22 protein-coding genes are annotated in these 24,053 nt (G+C 63.0%); 6 read left to right on the forward strand and 16 right to left on the reverse strand.

The annotated features are described in order from the left end of the window. Window positions 1-17 precede the first annotated feature (17 nt). Both ACWA13_RS05490 and ACWA13_RS05495 read right to left on the reverse strand, forming a co-directional pair. Window positions 18-770 carry an ArsR/SmtB family transcription factor gene (locus tag ACWA13_RS05490; RefSeq protein WP_463937145.1) on the reverse strand — a complete coding sequence of 251 codons (753 nt, stop codon included), beginning with the start codon at window positions 768-770 and terminating at the stop codon, window positions 18-20. Window positions 771-1,178: 408 nt separating this feature from the next. After that, window positions 1,179-1,718, reverse strand: coding sequence for a hypothetical protein (locus ACWA13_RS05495; RefSeq protein WP_463937146.1), 540 nt, complete (start codon window positions 1,716-1,718; stop codon window positions 1,179-1,181). Window positions 1,719-2,193: 475 nt separating this feature from the next. On the opposite strand from ACWA13_RS05495, the gene ACWA13_RS05500 reads away from it, so the two are divergent. Further along, on the forward strand, window positions 2,194-2,454 hold the full coding sequence (locus tag ACWA13_RS05500) for a hypothetical protein (RefSeq protein WP_463937147.1): 261 nt from the start codon (window positions 2,194-2,196) through the stop codon (window positions 2,452-2,454). A gap of 127 nt (window positions 2,455-2,581) precedes the next feature. Here the strand turns inward: ACWA13_RS05500 and ACWA13_RS05505 are convergent, their stop codons facing one another. The 8 genes from ACWA13_RS05505 to ACWA13_RS05540 are packed head-to-tail and all read right to left on the reverse strand — an operon-like array spanning window position 2,582 to window position 9,301. Beyond that, the gene (locus ACWA13_RS05505) at window positions 2,582-3,073 is read right to left on the reverse strand and encodes a heme-degrading domain-containing protein (RefSeq protein WP_463937148.1); all 492 of its coding nucleotides are present in this window, start codon (window positions 3,071-3,073) and stop codon (window positions 2,582-2,584) included. Beyond that, the gene (gene mgrA / locus ACWA13_RS05510) at window positions 3,074-4,123 is read right to left on the reverse strand and encodes an L-glyceraldehyde 3-phosphate reductase (RefSeq protein WP_463937149.1); all 1,050 of its coding nucleotides are present in this window, start codon (window positions 4,121-4,123) and stop codon (window positions 3,074-3,076) included. A 55-nt stretch (window positions 4,124-4,178) separates the two neighbouring features. Further along, on the reverse strand, window positions 4,179-4,805 hold the full coding sequence (locus ACWA13_RS05515) for a bifunctional 4-hydroxy-2-oxoglutarate aldolase/2-dehydro-3-deoxy-phosphogluconate aldolase (RefSeq protein ID WP_463937150.1): 627 nt from the start codon (window positions 4,803-4,805) through the stop codon (window positions 4,179-4,181). Then, window positions 4,793-5,536 (reverse strand): IclR family transcriptional regulator, encoded by a 744-nt coding sequence (locus ACWA13_RS05520; RefSeq protein WP_463937151.1) that lies wholly within the window; start codon window positions 5,534-5,536, stop codon window positions 4,793-4,795. Before ACWA13_RS05520 ends, ACWA13_RS05515 begins: the two co-directional genes overlap by 13 nt. Window positions 5,537-5,543: 7 nt before the next feature. After that, window positions 5,544-6,455, reverse strand: coding sequence for a sugar kinase (locus ACWA13_RS05525; RefSeq protein ID WP_463937152.1), 912 nt, complete (start codon window positions 6,453-6,455; stop codon window positions 5,544-5,546). Then, on the reverse strand, window positions 6,427-7,932 hold the full coding sequence (locus ACWA13_RS05530) for a tripartite tricarboxylate transporter permease (RefSeq protein ID WP_463937153.1): 1,506 nt from the start codon (window positions 7,930-7,932) through the stop codon (window positions 6,427-6,429). The genes ACWA13_RS05525 and ACWA13_RS05530 overlap by 29 nt, the downstream gene beginning before the upstream one ends. After that, window positions 7,929-8,444 carry a tripartite tricarboxylate transporter TctB family protein gene (locus ACWA13_RS05535; protein WP_463937154.1) on the reverse strand — a complete coding sequence of 172 codons (516 nt, stop codon included), beginning with the start codon at window positions 8,442-8,444 and terminating at the stop codon, window positions 7,929-7,931. Before ACWA13_RS05535 ends, ACWA13_RS05530 begins: the two co-directional genes overlap by 4 nt. Window positions 8,445-8,455: 11 nt before the next feature. Then, window positions 8,456-9,301, reverse strand: a complete 846-nt coding sequence (locus ACWA13_RS05540; RefSeq protein ID WP_463937155.1) for a tripartite tricarboxylate transporter substrate binding protein — start codon at window positions 9,299-9,301, stop codon at window positions 8,456-8,458. 512 nt (window positions 9,302-9,813) lie between these two features. Here ACWA13_RS05540 and ACWA13_RS05545 point away from each other — a divergent pair. Then, on the forward strand, window positions 9,814-10,977 hold the full coding sequence (locus ACWA13_RS05545; protein WP_463937156.1) for a methyltransferase: 1,164 nt from the start codon (window positions 9,814-9,816) through the stop codon (window positions 10,975-10,977). 37 nt (window positions 10,978-11,014) lie between these two features. Here ACWA13_RS05545 and ACWA13_RS05550 read toward each other — a convergent pair whose 3' ends face one another. Continuing rightward, window positions 11,015-11,971, reverse strand: a complete 957-nt coding sequence (locus ACWA13_RS05550; RefSeq protein ID WP_463937157.1) for a lipid kinase — start codon at window positions 11,969-11,971, stop codon at window positions 11,015-11,017. Between the two features lie 104 nt (window positions 11,972-12,075). Continuing rightward, a complete protein-coding gene (locus ACWA13_RS05555) occupies window positions 12,076-13,143 on the reverse strand; it encodes a glycerophosphodiester phosphodiesterase family protein (protein WP_463937158.1) in 1,068 nt (355 codons plus the stop codon). 202 nt (window positions 13,144-13,345) lie between these two features. Here ACWA13_RS05555 and ACWA13_RS05560 point away from each other — a divergent pair, with 202 nt between their 5' ends. The 4 genes from ACWA13_RS05560 to dcm all read left to right on the forward strand — a co-directional run bounded on the left by ACWA13_RS05560 (window position 13,346) and on the right by dcm (window position 19,658). Continuing rightward, a complete protein-coding gene (locus ACWA13_RS05560) occupies window positions 13,346-14,368 on the forward strand; it encodes a 3-oxoacyl-ACP synthase III (RefSeq protein ID WP_463937159.1) in 1,023 nt (340 codons plus the stop codon). Next, window positions 14,362-17,088, forward strand: coding sequence for an alpha/beta fold hydrolase (locus ACWA13_RS05565; protein ID WP_463937160.1), 2,727 nt, complete (start codon window positions 14,362-14,364; stop codon window positions 17,086-17,088). Before ACWA13_RS05560 ends, ACWA13_RS05565 begins: the two co-directional genes overlap by 7 nt. Next, window positions 17,085-18,071: an NAD-dependent epimerase/dehydratase family protein gene (locus ACWA13_RS05570; RefSeq protein ID WP_463937161.1), complete on the forward strand. Its 987-nt coding sequence runs from the start codon at window positions 17,085-17,087 to the stop codon at window positions 18,069-18,071. The genes ACWA13_RS05565 and ACWA13_RS05570 overlap by 4 nt, the downstream gene beginning before the upstream one ends. Window positions 18,072-18,404: 333 nt before the next feature. Further along, window positions 18,405-19,658: a DNA (cytosine-5-)-methyltransferase gene (gene dcm / locus ACWA13_RS05575; protein ID WP_463937162.1), complete on the forward strand. Its 1,254-nt coding sequence runs from the start codon at window positions 18,405-18,407 to the stop codon at window positions 19,656-19,658. On the opposite strand, the gene ACWA13_RS05580 is transcribed toward dcm, so the two are convergent. The 4 genes from ACWA13_RS05580 to ACWA13_RS05595 all read right to left on the reverse strand — a co-directional run bounded on the left by ACWA13_RS05580 (window position 19,655) and on the right by ACWA13_RS05595 (window position 23,672). Continuing rightward, the gene (locus ACWA13_RS05580; protein WP_463937163.1) at window positions 19,655-20,497 is read right to left on the reverse strand and encodes an HNH endonuclease; all 843 of its coding nucleotides are present in this window, start codon (window positions 20,495-20,497) and stop codon (window positions 19,655-19,657) included. The two genes, dcm and ACWA13_RS05580, sit on opposite strands and share 4 nt — an antisense overlap. Continuing rightward, window positions 20,494-21,423: a NaeI family type II restriction endonuclease gene (locus ACWA13_RS05585; RefSeq protein WP_463937164.1), complete on the reverse strand. Its 930-nt coding sequence runs from the start codon at window positions 21,421-21,423 to the stop codon at window positions 20,494-20,496. The genes ACWA13_RS05580 and ACWA13_RS05585 overlap by 4 nt, the downstream gene beginning before the upstream one ends. 527 nt (window positions 21,424-21,950) lie before the next feature. Then, entirely contained in the window at window positions 21,951-22,472 is a 522-nt protein-coding gene (locus ACWA13_RS05590; RefSeq protein WP_463937165.1) for a HEPN domain-containing protein, read from the reverse strand. Window positions 22,473-22,475: 3 nt separating this feature from the next. After that, complete coding sequence (locus tag ACWA13_RS05595; RefSeq protein ID WP_463937166.1) at window positions 22,476-23,672, reverse strand: GmrSD restriction endonuclease domain-containing protein; 1,197 nt, start codon at window positions 23,670-23,672, stop codon at window positions 22,476-22,478. Window positions 23,673-24,053: the final 381 nt, after the last annotated feature.

The raw sequence follows: 24,053 nt of genomic DNA on the forward strand, positions 1-24,053 counted from the left end.
ACCTCACTGATGTACTCCTAGGTGTACATCAGCGAGCCCGGCGTGGTCAGCTTCTCGCCGGTTTCGAGCCAGGTTTTCAGACCGGAGAGGATCATCGGCCAGCCGCCGTAGAGCTGTTCGTTGGCGCCTTCGCGGAGCTGGTCGTGGGTGACGGTCAGGCGGCAGGAGTCGCCGACGGGTTCGATTTCCCACGTGATACGGCTGGTTCCTTCAGCTTTGACGTCATCACCCCAGAGGGCGCGCATGGTCTGGACGAGCTTCCGCGGCTGGTCCACTTCCAGGTTCTCGCCCTCGCCCAGGGGTGCCCCGGCGTTGACGTTGTTCATGGTGTAGCTGCTGCCGGGGGACCAGTCGGTGTCGATGGTGTTGCCGAACTGGTACTTGCTGCGGATGCTGCTGTCCGTGATGGCTTCCCAGAGCCGTTCCGGCGTGGTCTTGATATAGATTTCGAAGATCTTTTCCATGGGACTTTCCAATCTGGTTTTGAGGTCGCTGAGGCCAGCGGCCCAGGGTTCTGCGTATTTGCTGACCCAGCGGTCATGGACCAGGCGGATGGGTACCGGATTCAGGAAGTGCAGTTTCTCCCGGCCACGACGGCGGGTGACCACCAGCCCGGCTTCCTCCAGCAGCTTGAGGTGCTTCATGACCCCGTAACGGGTCATCTCGAAGTGCGCCTCAAGGGCGTGGAGCGTCTGCCCGTCTTCCCGGAAGAGCTCATCGAGCAGGTCCCGGCGGGTGGGGTCGGCCAAGGCTTTGAATACGGCGTCCACAGTCCAAGGATAGGTGACTGTTTGGTCACCTGTCTAGACCGCCGATATAGCGGAAAGACTTACCCTGAGAATTTAGGAATGTGACATATCGACTTCAGTCCAATGCCAGATGTCCAGTTGAGTAACGCCCAATCGGGACAAGAGCGTGTCTGCCGAATAAAGGGGACACGCTCTTGTCCGCAAATTGTCGCCAGGGGCTACTTTTGTTGGTTGTCGTTGCTGTTCATAACGATGAGAGAGGCAAAGAACGCCGCAGCAGTGGGTATCAGTACCGTTATCGTTGCACTGAGAGCATTTTGGGAGTCTCCGATCAGGTATCTGATCCCAAGGGTAAGCACCCCGACCAAGAACCCCCACCCGACCCATGCCAGACGCCGTTTCACTGGATTGGTGGTTCGCAGATTCATATCAGCAGCTTGTTGCGCTTTGAATCCCGGAGAAAATTGCTCCGGTTAGACCGCCAATAACGATGCCGGGGACACCGGCGCCGGCTCCAGTGAGCGCGCCAGTACCGAGTCCCCAGAGCAGGTTATTGAACGCGCATCCCTGGTTCACGCTGAGAAGAGTTGGTGTGGTGGCTGGTGCTTCGTTGGTGCTGTGGAAGTAAACATCAACCTGTTTCCGATTCGAGGTGACCTCGAAGTTCAGGGTGTAGTCGATGCCGCCCTGGCTTATCTTGGGCGACATGGTTTCCAAGACATTCCCTTGGGCGTCCTTTGCGATAAGGCTTCCGTCAGCTGCAACTTCGAACGACGCACGGACAGCGTTCAACCGGATAACTTTCTGTCCCTGGACATTCTCTACAGACGAGGAAACATAAGCGTCACCAGCTTCGGAAGTCTGCGCGGTTTTGGCCCTGACATCAGATTTCGCGACGGTTGTGGCTTGATGCTTGGCAGCCCTCGCTGGTACTGGCGCCAAAAGCGTTGCGGCCAGCAGCACGCCCATCCCAGCTATGAACACGTTCCTGCTTTTCATACTCTTCCCCAAATCGATAGTGATCCACGGTAAGCACCGCGGATCACGAGTATTCATAGCTTGCTATCGGTTTGCAAGTCACATCGACGGTCTGCCCGGATCCCGCACGGGAGGCAGTTCCGGGCCAATCGAGGGGGCAAAGACGCAGCGCCCAAGCACCATTGATCTGCTGGTCTCTACGGCGGGTTGGTAGCGGGATTTCCAAAGCAATGGTGGCTCTGCCTCGACGACCCCGGCCGACCGCAACCGTGAGTCTGCCCACTTTATTATGAGTAGCTCACAATAACTCCGTAGACTGGTTACAGGCCGCCGAAGACCTTGAGTGCCGCGCCGGGTGAACATCCCCCGGGCCAGCAGGGCTGGCGACAGAATCCCTGATCCTCCTGCATGGGCGGCACAACAACCGGACATGGCCCCCTCATCCTGTACCCCCTAGGAGAATCACATGACTTTGCTGATCGAACGCCCCGTAACCCCAACCATCACCTCCGTGCCTGCCACCACCACAGCCCCGCGCGGCGGCAGCTACGTCACCCTGCCCGGTGACCGCGTTTCTACCGGCACCGAGGGCAGCTACGTCACGGTTTCCGGCAACCGGAACGCCGCCCCCCGCACCCGTGGCAGCTATGTCACCGTAGCGGGTGCCCCTGTTGTTGATGCCTCGGCAATCGAAGGCAGCTACCTCACGCTCCCGGCCGCGGCATAAAGCCAGGGTCACCCGGCGCCCAACAAGGCGTAAGCAAAAGGAGGCCGACGGCGGCACTCAATGCCGCCGTCGGCCTCCTTTTTGCGCCCAAGGGCTTGCGGACTTTTCAGGGCATGCAGCCAGGGGCTTAGGCAACCGCCGGCGCGGATCCTCCAGACAAAAATGCCCTGAGTTGCTCCACCAAAAAACCGTGATCGTCAATTTGCGGCAATCCGGAGACGCCGACATAGCCGACCACCAGTCCCGAGTCCTTGAGCGTCACAGGGAATACACCGCCGTTGGCCGCATAGCGGTCCAACGGCAGCCGCGAATCTTCTTCGAACACACGGCCGAGCGCGCGGAAGTGTTCACCGACGCCCATGGAACTGCGCTCAAAGTGCGTGACGACGGCCGCCTTGCGTTCAAGCCACGCGTCGTTGTCAGGGGTAGCCCCCGGTAATGCAGTGTGGAAGACCCTTTGCTCGCCTAAGGTGATGCCGATGACCAGGGGCAGATTCCTTTTCAGCGCTGCGGCCCGCAACTCACAGCCCAGACGCCAGGCTTCGTGGCGGTCAAAGTGAGCGAACTGCAGGTCGTGCTCGTCCGCTTCGATCTGCTCGAGGAAGGCGTTGCCTGTCATTTAGGCCTCGCTCGAAACGGTCCACAGGTTGAGCCCGCCGTCGCGCGCGTATTCTTCGATGCGCGCGAGCTCCTCCTCCGTGAAGGGCGGGCTCTGCAGGGCCTTTACCGTATCGTCCAGCTGCTCGGGCCGGCTCGCGCCCACCAGCACGGATGAGATTCGGGGATCCTTCAGTACCCAGGCAACGGCCATGTGCGCCAGCGACTGCCCCCGTTCCTCGGCTATAGCGGCCAGCTCGCGGGAGAAGTCGAGGTTCTGCTGGGAGAGCATGCCGTCCTTCAACGTCTTGCCCTGGGTAGCCCGGGAACCGGCAGGCACGCCGTTGAGGTACTTGCCGGTCAGCAAACCCTGGGCCAGTACCGAGAAGGCGATGCAACCCACGCCTTCGTCGGCCAGGACCTTGAGGAGGCTGGGGCTTCCCTCTTCGACCCACCTGTTCAGGAGTGAGTAGGAGGGCTGATGGATCAGCAGAGGCGTACCCAAATCCCTCAAAGCGGCCGCGATCTCGAGGGTGCGCGCCGGGGAGTAGGAGGAGACGCCGGCATAAAGCGCCTTGCCTTGACGGACGGCGGTGTCCAGGGCCGAGGCCGTCTCCTCGACCGGGGTTTCCGGGTCGAAGCGGTGGCTGTAGTAGATGTCCACGTAATCCAGCCCGAGGTTGTCCAGAGACCGGTCCAGCGCGGCCAACAGGTGCTTACGGGAGCTGCCGCCACCATAGGGGCCGGGAGAGAAGGAATAGCCGGCCTTCGTTGACACCACGATCTCGTCGCGAAGACCGGCGAAGTCCTCGGACAGAATCCGGCCGACGTTTCGCTCTGCAGCACCTGCGGGAGGGCCATATCCGTCCGCGAGGTCGAAGTGGGTAATGCCCAGATCGAACGCACGCCGGACAATGGCCCGTTGCCGTTCCATAGGAGTGTCATCGCCGAAGTTGTGCCACATGCCCAGCGAAATGGCGGGCAGTTTGAGGCCACTATTTCCAACTCTGCGGTACTGCATAGTGTCGTAGCGGTCGGGGGCCGGGACGTATTGCCCTGTTGTGTTCTGCACAGATATGTCCTTGTACTGGTTGTTTGTACTGATTGCTACGGATAAATTCGACTGCTCAAAGTGTCTGCGTGGATGCCAACGGCATGAGTTTGGCCAGCAGTTCAAACTGGGCCGGGTCCTCGAGCGCGGAGCCAACGGCAACCACATTGGCGCCAGCTGCCAGATAGTCGGGGGCGTTGTGCCCGTTGATGCCGCCGGTGGCGACAATCCGGATGTCGGGGAAGGGTCCGCGCATGCCCTGGAACCACGAGATACCGAGGGTGGTAGCGGGGAAGGCCTTGACCCAGGACATTCCATGGTTGGCGGCGAGCTGGACTTCTGAGGCGGTAGCGACGCCGGGCAGATGCGCCAGGCCGGCCTTGATACTGGCCGCTGCGACAGTGAGATCGAGACCGGGTGCCACGGTGAAGCCGGCGCCGGCCGCGACTGCGTGCTCCAGGCGTTCCAGCGTGGTGACGGTTCCCGCTCCCACGACCCGGCCGTTGGCACGTCCCTCGGCGACGGCTGCAGCCAGGGCCTCGACTGCGGACGGGGACTGAATCGGAACTTCCACACAGTCAATACCGAGCTCCCATGCCCGGTTGGCCAATTCGACTGTCCGCTCTGGCGTGTAGCCGCGGAGGATCGCCATGACGGACGTGCCGGTGAATGTTTGGTCAAAGAAGTCGTCTATCGACGCCATCCCAACTCCTCGGAGATCGTAGTTGTAGTTGCTTCAAGTGCTGGCAGTAGCTGGACCAGGTCGGGCATGGTTGCCCGTGCTTTAAGTGCTGTGATGGACACCGCTCCGGTGACCTGACCGGTAGCGTCCCTCAGCGGCATGGCGACGCAGTTCACGAAGTCCTCGTATTCGCCGTCGTCCACCGCGTAGCCCTGTTTCCGGACGTCGGCCAATTGCTTGAGGAATTCTTCGCGTGAGCTGATCGTCGTGGAGGTGTAGGTGGCGAAGTCGGTGCTGTTTAGAAGGTGCTCGACGAAGGCGGGTTCCCTGTAGGCAAGGATCGCTTTGCCGACACCGGAGGTGTGGACCGTGACGGGGTGGCCGATCTGCGAGTACAACCGCACCATGCCCGCCTGTTCAATTTTGTCCGCGTACACGATGGACTGTCCTTCGACGGCGGCCAGGTGCACGGTGTGCCCGCAACTGGCTCCGAGGGCCTGCAAGTGAGGATGCGCGATGTTGGCCAGGTCGAACTGCTCCAAAGCGACGTTGGCCAGCCCCGCGAGCCGGTATCCCACGCCATAGCGGCCGTCTTCGCGCCGCCGTGTCAGGCCACTCTCGGTGAGAGTCTGCAGGGTGCGCAGGGCGGTGGACCGGTGAATGGCGAAGTGCGCGCCAACATCACTGGGCGTGCGGGGCTGGACGCTGACGTATTCGAGGATCTCAATGGCGCGCTGAATGCTTTGTGACATAGCCCAACTACACCAGATCGAAGTCGTGAACACTGGAAAGCGCCCGTGCTGCAAACGTGTGGCCGAGGGATAACCGGTCGCCGGCCGGGTTTCCGGCGAGAAGACCTGAGAGGTATCCGGCAGCGAAAGCATCACCGGCTCCAACTACCTCCACAACGTCAACGGCGTGAGCCGGAATGAACACTGACCCTGACGCCGAAACGTCCGTGGCACCTACAGCGCCGTCCTTGACCACCAAGTGCTGTGGGCTGAAGGCGGCATACAGCTCGTCGGGATCCCCGGTGCCCCAGAGTGTTTCAGCCTCGTCCCTGCCCACGAACACGATGTCGGCCCGCCGGGCACACTCGGCCAGGACAGGCGCCGCTTCTTTCGCGTCCCACAGGCCTGGCCTGTGGTTGACGTCGAAGGATACGAGGGTGCCGTGGGCTTTGGCTGCCGTGAAAGCTTCGTCGACCAGGCCGCGGCAGCTGGAGGACAGTCCGGCGGTAATTCCGGACAGATGCAGCAGCGGCAGTGCCGTCCAGTCGATCTTCTGCAGAATGGCGGGACCCATTGCCGAGGCGGCAGAGCCCGAACGGTAGTAGTAGACGGTGGTGGAGGCGTTTCCGGGGTCCTTGAAGTACACGCCTGTCGGTGCGGTGGGGTCAGTCTCGACCAGTGTGGTGTCGACTCCATGGGCCGTAAGTTGCCGCAGCAGGCGCCTGCCCAGCGGGTCATCGCCGACCCGGCTTAACCAGGCCGCCCGGTGGCCTTCGCCGGCGAGGTAGAGGGCCACGGTTGATTCCGCGCCGCCGGCCGAGACGACGAAACGGTCGGCGGTCTCCAGGGGCTCGGCGCCGGCTGGTGCCACGAGGGCCATGGTCTCGCCGAGGCACAGGACGGAGGGGGCGTTACCGGAGGACTTCATCAGCTTGAGCACGGAGCTTCCTAGATTTTGACGTGGAACGAAGCCAAGGCAGCAGCACGGCGCCGAGACTAAGGACAATGAGCCCGACGGCGATTGGACTTGTGAAAATTGCACCGAAACCGTCAATGACGAGCGAACGGCGCAGATTGCTTTCCGCCAGGGGGCCGAGGATGAGACCCAGCACCATGGGCCCTGCAGGGAATCCGAACCTGCGCATGAGCAAACCGATGACGCCGAAGGCCAGCATGAGGACCACATCAAAAACGCTGCTCTGCACCGCGTAGGTGCCTACGATGCAGAAGGCGATGATGATTGTCGTCAGGTACTGCTGGGGCAGGGCCAGCAGCTTCACCACGCCCTGCATCCGTACAAGGGCAAGGGCCAGGGCCAGGAACGTCGCCACCGCCATGATCGTTGCCAGGCTGTAAACGAGGTCAGGCGACTCTACAAACAGGGCCGGACCGGGCTGCAGCCCCCAAATGATCATCGAACCGATCATCACGGCCATCACGGAATCGCCGGGTACTCCGAGGGCGAGCGTGGTGGTGACGGCGCCGCCCATGGTTGCGGTGCTGGCGCTGTCAGCTGCTGCCAGGCCTTCAAGCGATCCTCGCCCGAACTTTTCCGGACGCTTGGATGCGCGCTTCGCCTGTGCCCAGGCGATGACGCCGGCGATGTCACCACCGGCTGCCGGGACAACACCGACGACGGCGCCGACTCCCGTTCCGATGGCTGACGGCTTGATCAGCTCACGCCGCTGGGCTTTGTTCGGCCACCATTCACCCAGTTGGGTGATGGGCGCAGGCATGCTTTTGGTTCGGGTCTCGGCAAGTTGGTTGAAGAGCTCCGCGATGCCGAACAGCCCGATGATCGCCGCAATGAAGGGGACTCCGGAGCTCAATTCCGAGAATCCAAGAGTGAAGCGCTGGTCCCCGGTGATGGGGTCACGTCCGATCGTGCCCAGCAGGAGGCCGGCCGCCCCGGCAACGAGCCCACGCAGAACGTTTCCGCCGGAGACACCAACCATCATGGTGAGTCCGAAGACAACCAGGGCAAAAAGTTCCGGAGGACCGAACTGGAGAGCAACGGAGGCGAGGGGCTGGGCGGCAAACACCAGGATCAGGATTCCGGCCAGGGAACCCACGGCAGAGACCAGGGCCGAACTGGTGAGCGCGATGCCCGCTTTGCCCTGTTTAGCCAGTGGGTAGCCGTCGAAGGTGGAGGCGATGGAAGCGGGCGTACCCGGAGTGTTGACGAGGATGGCAGGGACGCGGTCCCCGAACTGTGCTGCCACATAGATGGACAGCATGACGGCAAGGCCCTGTAGCGGTTCGAGTGTCAGGGTGAAGCCTGCTGCCAGCGCGACGGCCATCGTCGCTGTGATGCCGGGGACCGCACCAACAAGGGTGCCTAAAAGCACGCCGGCCAGCAGACACAATCCGATGGTGGGGTCCAGCAGGGCCCCGACGCCCTCAATAAGCTCGTTCACAGCGGCACCTGCAGCAGCATTTTGAACAGTCCGTAAAGCACCAGTGCGGTCAGCGCCGGAAAGACCAGCAGAGCCTTAACTCCCCGCCCGCCGGTGATGAACATCAGGGCGCTGAGGAACACCACGGTGACCGGAAGGAAGTGGAGGTATTGCCAGGCAAGGCCGTAGAGAACTATGGCAGCCAGTACGGACCCCAGCCGGGTGAGGCCGTGTGAGCTGACGCGGTCCTCGGGCCTTGGATCGGGTTGCCTGAAAGAAACCAAAGCGATGGCCACCGCACCTGCCACCAAGGTGCCTCCCAGCACTGTCGGCCACCACCCCGGCCCCATGGACCCAGCTGAAGCGGACAGTTCCAGGCCGTGCGCGGGCAGCATCAAGGCGCCTCCGACCACCGCCACAGCAAGGGCCACGAGAAGGCCCCGTATGTTGGTTCCGTTGCTCTGTTCCGCATTCGGTTGACCGGCGGTGCCAGCGGATGCGTCGTTGGGCAGCCCCTCAACGGTTCTCAGCACGGGCACGCCCTTCACGAAGCACCTCCGAGCAATTTGGCGAAGCGGTTGCTCTCGGCGTCAGCAAACTCGGTTGTCTCGTCCGCGGAGCGGTAGAGGGGCAGGTTGCCGCCCTTCTCGATGAATGAGGTGTAGGACTCGGACGCAACGGCCTTTTCCAGGGACTCCTCCAGACGCTGCTTGACCTCTGCCGGGAGGCCGGCCGGGCCGGCTACTGCTGCCCAGCTGCCGATGACGACGTCGTGTCCCTGCTCGGCAGCAGTGGGCACATCAGGGAGGGCCGGGGCGCGTTCTTCCGTGAAGACAGCCAGGACCCGCAGCCGGCCGTCCTTGTGGGCGGGGCCGGTCTCGCCGATCCCCGCAACGACTGCATCAACCTGGCTGCCTGTCGCGGCCGTTACTGCCGGAGCCCCACCATCGAAGGGGACGTTTTTGAATTCTACGTTCGCGACATTGCCCAGCTCGGTAGCCCCCAGCTCCCAGATTGAACCGGGCCCGGCGTTGGAAATCGAAACGCCGCCCGGACGGTCCTTGGCCGCGTTGATCAGGTCGTCAAGAGTCTGGAACGGGCTGCCGGCGGGGACTGCAATGGTTCCCGGCTGGGAATTCGCCTGCCCCAGGAAGGTGTAGTCGGAGGGCTTGATCTCGTAGTTCTGGTGGCCCAGGAGACTTACTTCGACGGGCAGGACAGCAATGGTGTAGCCATCCGAGGCCTGTCCGGCGAGGTGCTCCATGCCAACACTTCCGGAACCGCCGGGGCGGTTCTCCACAACGATGGAAACGCCCAGGTCCTTTTCCATCTCTTTGGCCAGGGTTCGTGCGGTGAGGTCAGTCGCGCCTCCGGCTGAGGTTGGCGTCATGAAGGTGATCGTCTTCGAAGGAAAGTCACCTCCTGCCGCTGCTGCTCCGTTGCGGTCTGCGCATCCTGTGACGCCTAGTAGAACGGTAAGGGCGGCGGCGCCTGCAAGAGTGCTCCATCGACGTGTAAATGCTGGGGACATCTTCGTCCTCTTTCTCCTATGTTGCATATGTTGCAACAACGCTGTGTATGTTGCACAAGCATAGCTTGCTGCCGGGGTTCGTGACAAGGGTCACCCGTCAGGTCCAGGTCGAGCGCAGGTTCACGATTCACAGGGGCACTATCGCTCAAATTGCTTGATGTGCCGCCGGTGGGAAGGGGGCGGCCACGGCGCCCCTGTATCCTGACAAGGCAGGTTGAATGGTTCCAGCAGCCTCAACCAAGCGCGGTTCACCGCCGTATGACGCCCCGGAGCCGTGGGCCGTCGCCTTCCACGTCGTGGAATAACTGCCGTAATCTATCGGCCCCAAATTCTTGGAATGGATTTCTATCCCTCACCGCACACCAGCTCCCATGGAAATCCCGACGCCGGTCCCCAACTCCTCGCGCCCAGCTGCGGTGGCTGAACCCGCCGTCGTGACCTGGCTCGAGGCCGGTGAGAGCAGGAGCGCGCGATGGCGTTCGGCGAACGGCAGGCCGGCACCGGCACGCGTGGAAGTAGTGGACGACTCTCTCACAGCCGATGATGCGAACCGGATGGCGTCACAGGGGATCGCGATGCTCTGGCACGGTGACTTCCACAACGCACGGCAGATCCTCAATGCCCTGGACCGGCGGATAGGCGCCGGAAAGAAGATCGCAGGAACTCCGGCCGAAAAGTTCTACCGGCACCGGCAGTCCCGCTCGCATCGTGCACGCGTTCTTGGCCTGCTGCTGATTCCCCTTGATCCGGGCCCGGTGGTGCCGCTGCGCCGTGCACCGGATGTCCGGGAGGCCGCCGCTGAAGCGTATGGCGATATCAGCGAACCTTCCGTGGTGTCCCTGCACGAACTGGTCGGGGCGATCGGCGCCCACGAATGGCGGCAGAACGGCGTCTACGTCGATGCCCTGCAAGGCCGCATCCACCCGCACTACGGCACGTTCTTCCCCACCCGCAGTGAGTATGTGGATCTCGTGGCCACCGCTGCGCTGCCCTCGGACACGCTCGCGTTCGACGTCGGAACCGGCACCGGAGTGCTCGCCGCCGTGCTCGCCCACCGCGGCGTCCAGCGGGTGGTGGCGACGGACAACGAACCGCGTGCCATCGCCTGCGCCGCCGAGAATTTCCGGAACCTCGGCGTCCAGGACCATGCCGAGGCCGTCCTGACGGACATGTTCCCGCCCGGACGTGCAGCGCTGATCGTCTGCAACCCGCCTTGGATCCCTGCCACGCCGCACTCCTCCCTGGACAGCGCCGTCTATGATCCCGGCAGCAGGATGTTGTTCCGCTTCCTGAACGAGCTTTCTGACCACCTGGAGCCGGGCGGTGAGGGCTGGCTTGTGCTCTCCGATCTGGCCGAGCACCTAGGCCTGCGGTCGCGTGACGATCTGCTGGCCGCCATCGACGCGGCCGGGCTGAAAGTGACGGAACGGCTGGACACCAAGCCGACGCATCCGAAGGCGGCGGACCGCGACGATCCCCTGTTCGAGGCCCGCGCGGCCGAGGTCACGTCCCTGTGGCGGCTTGTTCCCCGGTAGTCCGGGGCAGCAGAGGGACCAGGGAGCGGACAGGCCATCAAACAGGCGGCCAGTTCGCGGCGCCCGGCCCGTCGAACAACGCGCCGGTGCTGCCCTGGGGCACCACCACGTGCACGGCGTTGCGCTGGATGGTGAAGTCGGTGGGGGTAGTGGTGGCGATCTCGCCGTCGAGGTTTACCGGCAGTGGTTCGTCGGTGACCAGCCGGACGCACCGGCTGGTCAGGTGGCGCACCCTGTCGTGTTCGATGAAGCTTCCGTCCTTGAGTAACCGTGCAATGTTCACGTGCTCCCGGAGCGGCCCCGCCAGGATCGCATAGATATCAAGGGTGTGGTCGTCGATCCCGGCCGTGGGGGAGACCGTGTTCCCGCCGCCATAGTGCCTGCCGTTGCCCACGGCCACCTGCAGCAGGTCCTCGAGCTCCATCGCCTCGTGGTCCCCGTCCGGGAACTCGAGCCGGGCCCGGAACGGCTTGTGCCGGGCATAAGCCCCCAGCGTGGCGATGCTGTACGCCAATGGCCCGATGTACCGCTTCAGGCGGGGGCTCAGTGCCTCCGTTACAGCGACGGACAGGCCCACGGATGCGACGTTGAGGAACGGCTCACCGTTGGCCCGGCCGAGGTCGATGTCCACCACTTTCCCGTCGGCGACGGTGGCGCACGCCTCGGCAAGGTTGTTCGGTATCTCCAGCGTGCGGGCGAAGTCGTTGGCGGTGCCCAGCGGCAGGACGCCGAGCATCACGTCGGTGCCGGCAACGCGACCGGCGGCGTAGCACACTGTCCCGTCGCCGCCGCCCACAACCACTAGGTCGTGCCTATCCGCAAGCACCCGGTCAAGCGTCCCGGCCAGGTCTGCCCCGGACTGCACGTGGTGCACGGCGGAGATGGGCACACCTGCCTTCCGCATGGTGTCCACCGCAAGTTCGTGGGCCCCGGCCCGGCGTGAACCGGCGTTGATCACAACGGCGGCAGAGCGGGCGTTCCGGGCAGCTTCCATGTGGGCCATGCTAGGCGGCGGACCTGTGCGTTTCCTATCGCGGAGGCGTACGACGGCGGCGCCGGGTCTGGAGAGGGCCGCCCCAGACCCGGGGGACGCGAGCTCTACCCGCGGGCCTCGTACGCTTTCGGCAGTTTCAGGCCGCGTTCTTCCATCAGCGTCCGCAGCCGGGTGGGGTAGTCGGTGATGATGCCGTCCACGCCCAGGTCCATGAGCCGGGCCATGTCCGCGGTGGTGTTGACGGTCCACGGAATGACGGGCAGGCCCAGTTCGTGCGCTTCGGCGATCATCTGTGGGGTGACCGAACGGAACGTGGGGGAGACGACGTCGTACCCCTGGGCGGCTGCCGCCTTGGCGAGGGAGCCGTCGTAGTCGTCGATGTCGATGCCGCCCAGGTTGGGGCTGGCGCCGGGCTGCCCCACTCCCATCCAGGCGTCTCCGCTGGAGAGGGCTACCAGCGGCAGTTCCGGCGCGATCTCCTGGGTGAGGTTCAGCGATGACCAGTCGAAGGACTGCAGCGTGGTGCGGTCGGCCATGCCGGAAGCCTGGATCTCGGCAACCACGGCGCGGGTGAGGGACTCCATGCCGGCGCCGCCGATCTCACTGCTTTCCACCTTGGTTTCGACGTTGAAGCGGACCTTCGCGGCACCGGCGTCGCGGACCAGCTGGTACACGTCCTTGAGTTCGGCGATCCGGTTGCCTTCGATGACGTCCTGCTCCGGGTAGCCGGGCAGCTGCACGTAGCCGCAGTTGAGCGTCTTGATCTGCGCCAGGGACAGGTTGGCCACCCGGTCGCCGACGTACGGGAACTCGGGGTCGCCAGCGGTGGCAGGGGCGGTGTCCACGCACTTGGCGGCCTGGATGGTGCCATCGTGCCAGACGATCACCTTGCCGTCCTCGGTCAGGTGGGTGTCCAGTTCCAGGGTGGTCACGCCGAGTGCCAGCGAGTTGGCGAACGCGGCCAGGGACTCCTCGGTCCACTCGCCGCGGCCCCCGCGGTGGCTCTGCAGGTCAAAGGATCCGTTGCGTTCGTTCGTCTTGAGGGCGGATGCGGCGGTTCCGGCAGCGTTCGACGACGGCGTGCCGGCTTCGGCGTTCGGGGCGGCGACGGCGGGACTCGCCATAGTTGCGATGAGCGCGGCGGCTGCCGCTGCAGTCAGGATGGTGCGCATGCGTGTTTCCTCCAGAGAACATCGGCGCGGCCGGTGAGGCCGGTGACCCGTCAACGCTAGTGAGGACAGATGGCAGGCAGGGTACGGGGAGTTGGCGTGCAGGTTAACGCTCGTGCCGGTCTCCTCAGTATGCTTATCGAACGCCTACTAGCGGGTAAAGTCACCGCAACAAAGGTAGGACGGAACGAACAGGGGCCTTTCATTGGCAGGGAATGCAACCTTCCGGCATAGCAACACCGCGCTGCTGTCGGTGAGCAGTGTCGAGGCTCCGAGGATCGTGAGTTCTGCGGATTTCGATCGCAGGTTGGCTCCGACCCTGCGCCGGTTGAACTTCCCGCCCCGGCTGCTTGAACGCGTGGCCGGCGTGACGCACCGCCGCTGGTGGGCGGCCGGGACCTCCTTTGATGATGCTGCCACCGAGGTCGGTGCGAAAGCCCTGGCCGAGGCTGGCGTGGAAGCGGCCGACGTCGGGCTGTTGATCAACACCTCGGTGACGCGGCGCAATCTTGAACCGTCCGTCGCGGTGAAGATCCATCACGGACTGAACCTGCCGTCGTCGGCGATGAACTTTGACTTGGCCAACGCTTGCCTGGGGTTTGTGAACGGTATGACCCTGGCGGCCAGCATGATCGACTCGGGGCAGATCAAATACGCGGTGATCGTGAACGCCGAGGACGCCGAGGCCACGCAGGAGGCCACCCTGGCCCGCCTCCTGCGGCCCGAAACCACGCGTGAGGATTTCAACCGGGAGTTCGCCACGCTCACCCTGGGCTCCGGCGCCGCTGCCGCCGTCCTGGGTCCGGCGGACCAGCACCCCGGAGCGCACCGGATCGTGGGAGGCGTGATGCGCGCCGGTACCGAACACCACGAGTTGTGCGTGGGCGGCCTGGACGGCATGACTACGGACACGAAGGGCCTGCTCGACGGCGGCCTCCAGCTGGTGGTCGACGCCTGGACTGAAGCCGGGCCGGAGTGGGACTGGGCCACCATGGACCGCTACGTCACGCACCAGGTGAGCAATGCCTACACGCAGGCCATCATCGACGCCATCAGCCTGGACCCCGCCAAGGTGCCCATCACGTTCCCGCACTGGGGCAACGTGGGCCCGGCCTCCCTTCCCATGACCCTCGCCGCCGAGGCGCAGTCCCTCGAAGCGGGGGACAGGGTCCTGTGCATGGGCGTCGGTTCCGGGCTGAACACCGCCATGATGGAGATCGTTTGGTAACCGCCAACTGGCCCGGCGTGGACCCGGAATGGTCGCGCGAGATTGAGGTGCCGTCAACGTCCGACGCCGATGCGCCCGGATCATCCCGACACCGGACAGTGCGCCGCTGGCACCTGCTGGACAACGGTGCCCAGCTCGACCGCCTGGGCCTGACTCCGGTTGGCACCCTGCTGTGCGTCCACGGCAACCCCACCTGGTCCTACCTGTGGCGGACGCTGCTGGCCGCCGGTTCGGACCCCGCCCATCCGTGGCGGGTTGTGGCGGTGGACCAGCTGGACATGGGCTACTCGGAACGCACCGGCACCTTCCGGCGCCTGGCAGACCGGATCAACGATCTGGGTGACCTGACGGACGCACTGGGCCTTTCCGGACCTGTGGTGACGGTGGGCCACGACTGGGGCGGCGCGATCAGCCTGGGCTGGGCGCTGGCGCACCCGCAGCACCTCGCCGGAGTGGTGCTGACCAACACGGCCGTCCACCAGCCCGCCGATTCGGCTATCCCGCCGGCCCTGCGGCTTGCCCTGCACCCTGCCATCCACGGCTGGGGAACGACGACGTCGGACGCGTTCCTGCGGGTGACGCACGCACTCGCCCACCCGCCGCTCCCCGCTGAAGTCCGCGAGGCCTACATGGCTCCCTACCGCAGAGCCTCCCGGCGCATCGGGGTTGGGAACTTCGTCGCGGACATCCCCGTGGACGCCGCCCACCCCAGCTTTTCGAGGCTTACTGCCGTGGCGGAAGGGCTGCGCGCCTTGGAGGTCCCGGCGCTGATGCTTTGGGGCCCCCGGGACCCGATCTTCTCGGATCGGTACCTCAAGGACCTGATCACCCGACTTCCTCATGCAGACGTGCACCGCTTCGAAGGCGCCGGCCACCTCGTGGCGGAAGACCGGGATATTGCCACGCCGACCTTCCAGTGGCTTGCCGCGAAGGTTGGTGCCGGCGACGGCGGATCCGCCGACGCTGAAGACGCACCATCGGAAGGCAAGCAGCTGGACCACGCGACCGAGGATGCACCGTCGGCCTTCCGGCCGCTCTGGGACTCGCTCGCTCAGCAGGCTGAAGGGCCCGCGGGCAAAGATACCGCAGTCGCGGAAATGGCGCCGGACGGCACGGTGGCCCGCTCGCTCAGCTGGCAGCAGCTGGATCGGGACATCCTGAACCTCGCCGCTGGGCTGCGGGAGGCCGGCGTCGGAACCGGCAGCCGGGTGAGCCTGATGGTTCCGCCCGGGGTGGACCTGACCGTAGCCCTCTACGCCTGCCTGCGGCTGGGCGCCGTGGTGGTGGTGGCCGACGCCGGCTTGGGAACCCAGGGCCTGAGCCGCGCCGTGAAAGGTGCCACTCCTGACTTCCTCATCGGCATCGACAAGGCGCTCGCGGCTGCCTCTGTGCTTGGCTGGCCGGGGCGGCGGATCAGCGTGCGGGATCTCCCGGCCGCCCGCCGTCGAGTCCTGGGCGTCGAGACCTCCCTCGACGCCCTGGCGCGCTCCAGTGCCGGCCGCGGTTCATCGCAACCGGGGGTCAGCATCGATCCGGAGGCTCCGGCCGCCGTGCTCTTCACGTCGGGTTCCACCGGCCCCGCCAAAGGCGTGCTGTACACACATCGGCAGCTGGCGGCGATGCGGGACACAGTGGCTGCCACCTTCGGGATCCGTCCCGGTGCCCGGCTGGTGGCGGGCTTCGCCCCGTTTGCCCTGCTCGGGCCGGCGCTTGGCGCGGTGTCCGTGACGCCGGCCATGGACGTCACCGCCCCCCGCACCCTGACGGCCAGTGCCCTGGCCGACGCCGCCGCGGCCATCGACGCCACGGTGGTTTTCGCTTCGCCGGCCGCGCTGCGCAACGTCCTTGCCACCCGGGACGGCGTCAGCGCTGAGGGGCAGAAAGCACTGGGGCGTGTTGAGTTGCTGTTCTCTGCCGGCGCGCCCGTTCCGGAACCGCTGCTGGCGGAGGTGCAACGGCTGCTGCCCCAGGCCTCGCTGCACACCCCATACGGGATGACCGAGGCGCTGCCGGTGACCGACATCAGCCTCGACCAGATCCAGGCCGCCGACGCCGATGCTGCCGCCGGCACTGGGACTCCCGGCGGCGTGGCGGGAGCAGGGAACGGTGTGTGCGTGGGGTGGCCGGTGCATGGCGCCCGCGTGGCCGTCATCCCGCTGGCTGCCGACGGCACCGCACCAGGGTCCCAACCGGTCACCGAGCCCGGCGTGACCGGCGAGATCCTGGTCAGCTCCCCACACGTCAAGGAAGCGTATTGCAGGCTCTGGCTGACCCAGCGGGAGAGTTCAAGCGTTCCCGGCTGGCACCGCACCGGAGACGTGGGGCACTTCGACGCCGCCGGCCGGCTCTGGGTGGAGGGACGCCTCGCGCATCTGGTCACAGCTCCGGGCGCTGTGGTGACGCCCGTCGGCGCCGAACAGGCCATCGAACGCCTGGACGGCATCGGGCTGGCCGCGATCACCGGGGTCGGACCGGCAGGCACCCAGGCCGTGGTCGCCATCGTCGAGACCGTTCCGCCCGCCCGGAAGGCCGGCCCTGCCGCGCCGCAGCTTGCCGGGAGAGTACGCCGGGCGGCCCTCGAAGCGGGTGTTCAGGTCTCCGCTGTGCTGGCAGTTCCCGCCCAGCCCACGGACATCCGGCACAACGCCAAGATCGACAGGACCCGCCTGTCCCGGTGGGCTACCCGGGTGCTGGCCGGCGGCCGGTCAGGAAAGCCGTGAAAGTCCTGGTCACCGGCGCCAGCGGGCTACTTGGGGGAGAAGTCGCCCGACTGCTGGTGCGCCAGGGCCACGACGTCACCACCTTCCAGCGGCGTCCGTCAGGGGTCGACGCCGCCACGGACGTCCGCGGGTCCGTCACCGACGAGGATGCGCTGCGGGAAGCAGTCGACGGCGCCGAAGGGGTCATCCACCTCGCCGCGAAGGTTTCCTTTACCGGCCGGGCCGCCGAGTTCGACGAGGTGAACGTCGAAGGCACCCGCCGTCTGCTCCGTTGTGCCCGGGCGGCCGGGGTACGGGACGTGGTGTACGTGTCTTCACCATCCGTGGCCAATTCCGGCGCCGCCATCGCCGGGTTGGGCGCGGAGCCGGCGGACCCAAAACGCGCCCATGGCGACTACTCTCGCACCAAGGCCGAGGCGGAGCTGCTGGCACTGGCAGCCGACGGTCCGGAAATACGGGTAGCAGCGGTGCGCCCCCACATCGTCTGGGGCCCGGGCGATACCCAACTGGTGGAGCGGGTCCTGGCCCGCGCAGGCCGTGGACGCCTGCCACTGCTTGATGCCGGTGGGGCCCTGATCGACACCACCTACGTGGACAATGCCGCCGCAGCCATCGTCGCCGCGCTGCACCGCATGGACCACGTCCATGGCAGGGCCCTGGTAGTAAGCAACGGCGAGCCCCGCCCCGTGGGCGAGCTGCTGGCGGGCATCTGCGCAGCCGGTGGTGTCCGCGCGCCGTCGTGGTCCGTGCCCGGTGCGGTGGCACGAGCGGCAGGAGCGGTAGTGGAGAAACTGTGGACTCTTGCCGGGCGCCAGGAGGAGCCGCCGATGACCCGGTTCCTGGCCGAGCAGCTCTCCACCGCCCACTGGTTCGACCAGCGCGAAACCCGTGAGCATCTCGACTGGGTGCCAGCTGTCTCGATCGATGAGGGACTGGCTAGGCTAGCGGAACACCATAGCTCCAGGCCGGGTGCCCGGGTTTAGGGAAGCATCCTTGGGCACGGCGGGAGTCCGGGACCGGTGGACTGGGTGGGCAATGCCTGGGGCGGGCATGTGGGGATAGTGTTTGCGGACAGCTTCCCGTTAGGGTGCCGGACGTTGACCACCACTGGCACGCCGCCGTACCCCCTTACCAAAGCGGAACGTCGGCAGTCGGCCTTGCTGGTGTACCTTTTCCGCTTCTTGGGTCCTAAGCCGTTTAGCTCGATGATCGTAGATGCCTTGGCAGGGCGGGGTGCGGCAAAGACGGCAGCCGAGGGTGCTGCAGCCATCACCGAGAGCTTCCGGCGGGGAGACAAGGTGGGGAAGTACTGGTCCATGCAGTCCGTCATGCTGCGCCGCCCGGACCTCCGCCCTGTCCCGACGAGGCTGCAGGCGCCCACCTTGGTGCTTGCTGCCGACGACCCCCTGCTTGATCTGGCGGAAGCCGAGCGCGCTGCGCGAAGTGTTCCGGATGGGCGCTTCGCGCTTGGCTCCCCGCAATTGTCAGTGGCTCGTGGCAGCATCAGACACACAGGCCCAAGCGGCGAAGACCAGACCCTTCGAAATGAGATGATGGACGACATGACTACGACCTCCAAACTTACTGTGCTCGAAATCTGCGCCGGAGCTGGAGGACAGTCGGTTGGCTTGGAGCAGGCGGGTTTTGGTCATTCTCTGGCGGTCGAGATCGACAAAGATGCCGCCGCTACCCTCAGTCTCAATAGACCCTCATGGGATGTTCACCATGGTGATGTCCGTGACGTCAACGGCAGGGACTACAAGGGCATTGATCTGCTCGCCGGGGGAGTACCCTGCCCGCCGTTCAGTATCGCTGGAAAGCAACTTGGCGCCGACGACGAGCGCGATCTTTTCCCAGAAGCGCTTCGCCTCGTGAAGGAAGCTAACCCGTCGGCAGTCATGCTCGAAAACGTTAAGGGTCTGGCATCGGCGAGGTTTTCGGCCTACCGTCAGTCGATTCTTGATGCCCTAGAGGCCCTTGGCTATAAGGCTGACTGGCAGCTGTTCTACTCGAGCGAATTTGGAGTCCCTCAGCTCCGACCCCGGTTTATTCTCGTGGCCGTAAAGAAGCGCTACCACAAGAAGTTTGATTGGCCCGCTGCACATGGCACGCCGCCGACGGTTGGCGAAGTATTGTTGCCGCTGATGGAGAGCGGAGGCTGGGTCGGTGCCACAGCATGGGCGAAGAAAGCCAACGGCATTGCCCCGACTGTTGTCGGCGGGTCTAAGAAGCACGGCGGGGCTGACCTCGGTCCGACGCGAGCCAAAGCAGCTTGGCTTCAGCTCGGAGTTGACGGCAAGGGCATCGCCAACGAAGTTCCGGGGATCGAAACACCCCTGGACCACATTCCTCGTCTGACTAACGAAATGGTGGCCCGTGTCCAAGGATTCCCGTTGGACTGGCAGTTCTCTGGCAAGAAGACATCCGTCTATCGACAGATTGGGAATGCGTTCCCGCCGCCAGTCGCTGCCGCCATCGGGACTTCGATTGCCACTGCCCTGGGCGTCAAGGCTCCTGCCAACAAGCAGTTTGAACAGTCGGTGGAGCGTCACTTACGCGCTGCTAGCTAGAGGCTGAACCCCTTATCCGCTTTACGTGCCTTTTCGCGTCGGCGAATCTCCGCTGCGATATCGCCATGCGGCCATGGCGTCCATGCTGTTAGCTCGTAGTGGCTACGCTTGCGTCCGTCCTCGTACCTATAGTGGACCCTATACTGCCAGTCGAGGACTTTTAGTTCGCGCATCCGCTTCTGCCAGTCTTCTTGGAATTGGTGCATGCAGGCGACGACGGCGATAATCTGGCTCGGCGCCAGCTCACCGGCTGCCTGAAAGGCCTTCAGCGCTTCGCCTATGCGCTTGTGCGGCTCGAGCCAGGTCGCGGCGGCCCGGATCTTGTCCGTGTGCTGATCGATAGACGCAAAGTAGTCGCGCTTGCCGTTGTTGCATTCGTGACATAGGGCCTGGAGGTTATCTATGTCGCTATCCCCGCCCCAGGTAAGGGGAAGTTTGTGGTCAACCTCAAGCTTGACGCCGTCTTCATTCGGCGTCTTGCCGCACTGCGCACACCGTTGGCTGAGGAGGACCTGAGCCCGAAGCCGACGTGAGATTCCGATCCTTCGAGGCGCAGTGGCATCTCGAAGTCCTTCCAGAATGTACTTCGGCTTGCCGTTGATGCGTCGACAAGCCACCTCAATCCCATATATGTCCCGGAGGTCGCGAACTCGACGGTCTGTTTGGGAATGACTGGCGCCGGCGACGGCGGCAGCGTGAGCCCGAATTTCCACCATCGTTGGGGGATCCTCTCTTCGGACATAGAGGAAGTTGTAAAGCACCTGATGCGGCCGGGATGCAACCAGATCATGAAGCTGGGGGCTGCCCGGCTGCGGCAATAGCAGAAAGTCAATGATCATTGGTTGAGGACTTTCGGTGCCGGCGGCGTTGCCGCATGCTCGCCTTCGATGCTGCGCCAGTACCTCCCTTCGAGATGGACGGAGTTCGCCATCGCAAAGTCCACAGGTCCTACTCGAACGCTTACCAGCTCGCCGGGTTCTGGTACGACGCAGCCGAGAGAGCGAGCGATCGCCGTTTGCGAGCTGTAGTCACCTGCGAGGATTAGGTAGCCTTCCGGCCGGAGCCCACTACGCGCCCCACCGTTCTCGCGGACCCTCTTCATGAAATCGTCTTGTCGGGCGACGGTCGCAATGATGTTGCGTGAGATCCTCATGTTAGTTGCAACCCTGAACAGTTCATTGATCCTGGCTTGGCCGCTCTTCGGTGCAAAAATCCGAGCAACGTGCGCCTCCGATAGTTGTAACAGGATGTTTGGCTGCATTGCGGCATCTTTAAATAACCATTGAATACGCGATTTACCCAGGGCGTTCAGGCTGCCTTTTTGATCGCGGTTCATGCCTAGGTTCCGGTTCTCCGGCGTCGCGCGAACGATGCCTACGCTCCACGTAGACGTTTGGTCGCTTGCGACCGAGCCCAAGATGAGGTGGTTCATGCTCTCCGGCGGCAGCATCCACTGAGCTGATGCAGAGTATTTGCTGTCCACCTCATGTCCTGCAATCTTGTAATCCAAGACGAGGCCGTCCGCGAAGCCGAATTCACGCTGTAAGTTGATCTCAATGAGGGTGCCGTAGTGCGTCTTCTCTGTCTTGTAGAGCTGATTCCAGCGGTAACGACCCGTCCGCTGGCCGTCATACAACTGGTCGAATGTAGATCGGAAAACCTGTGCGAAACGGCTACCGTCCGGGTCCATATAGAGTATCGCCGTGGCTACTTCATCGAGTCCAACATCTTTAGGGGCAACTGACTCCAGCTCAAAGGGCAACATGCCCTCACTTTATTGCACAGTCAGACAGTCGCAGAACTTGGGCTTGGGCTAACGAGTTAGAGGAAATTTCCTGCTGACTACTGGCCATATCCTGCTTGCGGGTACGCAGCATCAGGACTACAAATTTTCCGGGTTGCAGCCAGGGTTGCAACGAGAAGGCGGGTCGTTCGAGGTATCAACAGAAGAAAACGAGCAACCGTCCAGAACGGTGGGAACTTGCACAACCCAACTCACATACATTCTCCAGGTGGAATGTTGCTTGACGACGACGACGACCTGAACCCGCAAGTCACCTAAGGCGGCAATGCCACGTATCGCTCAGCGTAATGGTGGCGCCAATCAAACGGACAGATAATCCGGCCCGTGTGTTCAGTTGCTTGCTTTGCACCGGTTGGGTGGGGCTTGTGGTCGGGAACGAGGCACATTTCCTTCGCCACTGCGCTCAGAAGACTCCGGATACAGGCTGTCTAGTGCCGTAGCAGCAGGTTGGGCCTGACTCACTTGTCCCGGCAACCTGCTTAGGGCGTTCAGGCCTCCGCTAGAACAAATATCTCAATTCGTTCCACGAATTCGAGGGAGAGCTTGTACCGATCAATGATCTCTTTCGGAGTCAACTCTATGAGGGCGCTAGCATAATCGTTGTGAACTACTCGGTTACGAAGGTCTCCCAGTTGCATAAAAGCATTATGCTGAGTCTTTAGTTGGTCGTCAGTCCTTAGTGCAGCCTTGAATGCACGGCCACATTCTTCTCCGAAGCTTGTGAAGAACCCCTGGGCAGTTCCGGCCTTCCAGTCGAACAACGCATGATAACCACGCGCCATAACTTGTTTGGCAACGAAAGCGGCTAGCCTGTCAGTTCCATGCCGATTGAAAATCTCTGGAACAAGGGCTTTGACCTTATCCTCCAAACTACTCGCGGCCGCAACGAGAAGATGTTTGTGATAACTGCGGTTTAGAGAAGAGAGACCTGAAGGGCTCATGCTAAGGTCCGAGACCAGTTCCTCGTAATCGCGATATAAAAGGTCCACCGCATCACTTATCTTTTCCACCTGCTATGCTGCGCCCTCGATGAAGCTGCGGAGCAGTCGAATGCGTTTTCGTATGTTAACGGGCTTTGTTGATCCTTCCTGCAGGGTCTCCGCAAATGCTTCAGCTTGTTTTGCCTGGCTGACTGCTTTTGCAATTTTGTCGTGGTCTAGCGAGGGTCGTCCGACTTGTTGCCATGCAGCATAGGCGCTTTCAAACAGAACTCCACTAAACTTCCCCGCCCGTAGAAATGGTGAGGCTGTGTCGCTGAACAGTTCGAAAAATCGAGTTAGTCCGTCGTGAGCAGTTTGCGCGTCTTCTTTTGAAAACTTCTTCGCTTTGACGCAGTAGTTGTTGATGAAGTTTGCCATTGAGCCGCTGAATCCCTCGGCGGAGCCGGCAAGAGCGAGAGCCCGGAGGAGGAACTCGGTGTCGCGCATTCGCGCATCCGGTTTCTCAGTTCCAACGATGTGACGCCATGAAGGATCAGCATTAAGATTAATCACTTCAATAAAGAAATCTGAATGGTACAAGCTGGCGCGAATCTCCTGCGGCGTTAGATTCACGCCGCCAGTATTAAGCCTATTGAAGAGTTCGAAGACGGCAGAATTTCCTTCTGGGCTCGTTTGTTTAACGACTATGTTTCGGATCGTTCGTAAGTCGAGCGATGTCCTGTCGTCTTTGAGCCCTCTGTAAGTTAAGCCATGAAACCGGTTTGGATTACCTGACGGTGATTTTGGTAGTGAAAGCTTGAAGGGCTCAAAATATTCATCATCCTCAAGAAAGTCGTCGTCAATAAATCCCTGCTGGAGGCGTACGCGAAGATCACCGCGAATTTTTGGCTTTGGGAATCGACCTTTAGAAAAAAAGTATAGTGTAAGAAGTCTCTGTTGCCCATCTATAACGAGGAAGCTATTTCTCTCTTCTTCATAGAGAAATACCTGGGGAACTGGGAGCCCGATAAGCAAAGACTCAATGAGCTTGGAGGCGCGTTTGCGATCCCAAATATAGTTTCGTTGGAAACTCGGAACCTTCATCGCGCCGGAACCTATGAAGCTAACGATTGTGGAGAAGTTCCAATCGTTAGGAGAAGAGACGAGATCGTAGTCCTGCACCTCAACTTCGTCGGTCTCAAGGGAAGCTTCGTCCAACCAAGAAGCGTCGGCGGTGGGCGACGCGACGGGAGCCGCCGGGCCTTCCATCATCTGATAAGTGCTGGTCATTAATATCTCCGCTCGTACTGCCACGTTGCTCTTCGTCTCAGTTAGGATACCCAGTCCACACGTATGGAGGCTGTTTTCCTGAGGCCGAAGGCGTAATTAAGCCGATCTCAGCCAACCTGCCGATGATGCCGGTCTTCATTTGGGCGTCCGCAACCCAGCAAGACTCCACGAATGCAACGAGCACTAAGGCCAGCATCTAGCATGCAGGCACAAGCGGCCTAACTGTACTGAGCTGGGACGTTTGTTACATCTAAAATAGGGAAAGCCTTTCAGGTTGGTGGTTTCCACACTCACAGCAATGAATCAGTGGGGAGGGCACGTCCGTGATAATGCTTTCTGCATCCGTAAGGGTGCACGCCCGCCCTCTTCGTACACTGGTCT

This window comes from Pseudarthrobacter sp. TRD_SC_9, assembly GCF_055361265.1.

Excerpts from the sequence above, each read along its gene's own strand:
- ACWA13_RS05495 (WP_463937146.1), bottom strand. The coding sequence starts at position 1,718 with ATGGGCGTGCTGCTGGCCGCAACGCTTTTGGCGCCAGTACCAGCGAGG.
- ACWA13_RS05500 (WP_463937147.1), top strand. The coding sequence starts at position 2,194 with ATGACTTTGCTGATCGAACGCCCCGTAACCCCAACCATCACCTCCGTG.
- ACWA13_RS05505 (WP_463937148.1), bottom strand. The coding sequence starts at position 3,073 with ATGACAGGCAACGCCTTCCTCGAGCAGATCGAAGCGGACGAGCACGAC.
- ACWA13_RS05515 (WP_463937150.1), bottom strand. The coding sequence starts at position 4,805 with ATGGCGTCGATAGACGACTTCTTTGACCAAACATTCACCGGCACGTCC.
- ACWA13_RS05520 (WP_463937151.1), bottom strand. The coding sequence starts at position 5,536 with ATGTCACAAAGCATTCAGCGCGCCATTGAGATCCTCGAATACGTCAGC.
- ACWA13_RS05540 (WP_463937155.1), bottom strand. The coding sequence starts at position 9,301 with ATGACGCCAACCTCAGCCGGAGGCGCGACTGACCTCACCGCACGAACC.
- ACWA13_RS05545 (WP_463937156.1), top strand. The coding sequence starts at position 9,814 with ATGGAAATCCCGACGCCGGTCCCCAACTCCTCGCGCCCAGCTGCGGTG.
- ACWA13_RS05550 (WP_463937157.1), bottom strand. The coding sequence starts at position 11,971 with ATGGAAGCTGCCCGGAACGCCCGCTCTGCCGCCGTTGTGATCAACGCC.
- ACWA13_RS05555 (WP_463937158.1), bottom strand. The coding sequence starts at position 13,143 with ATGCGCACCATCCTGACTGCAGCGGCAGCCGCCGCGCTCATCGCAACT.
- dcm (WP_463937162.1), top strand. The coding sequence starts at position 18,405 with ATGCAGTCCGTCATGCTGCGCCGCCCGGACCTCCGCCCTGTCCCGACG.
- ACWA13_RS05580 (WP_463937163.1), bottom strand. The coding sequence starts at position 20,497 with ATGATCATTGACTTTCTGCTATTGCCGCAGCCGGGCAGCCCCCAGCTT.
- ACWA13_RS05585 (WP_463937164.1), bottom strand. The coding sequence starts at position 21,423 with ATGTTGCCCTTTGAGCTGGAGTCAGTTGCCCCTAAAGATGTTGGACTC.
- ACWA13_RS05595 (WP_463937166.1), bottom strand. The coding sequence starts at position 23,672 with ATGACCAGCACTTATCAGATGATGGAAGGCCCGGCGGCTCCCGTCGCG.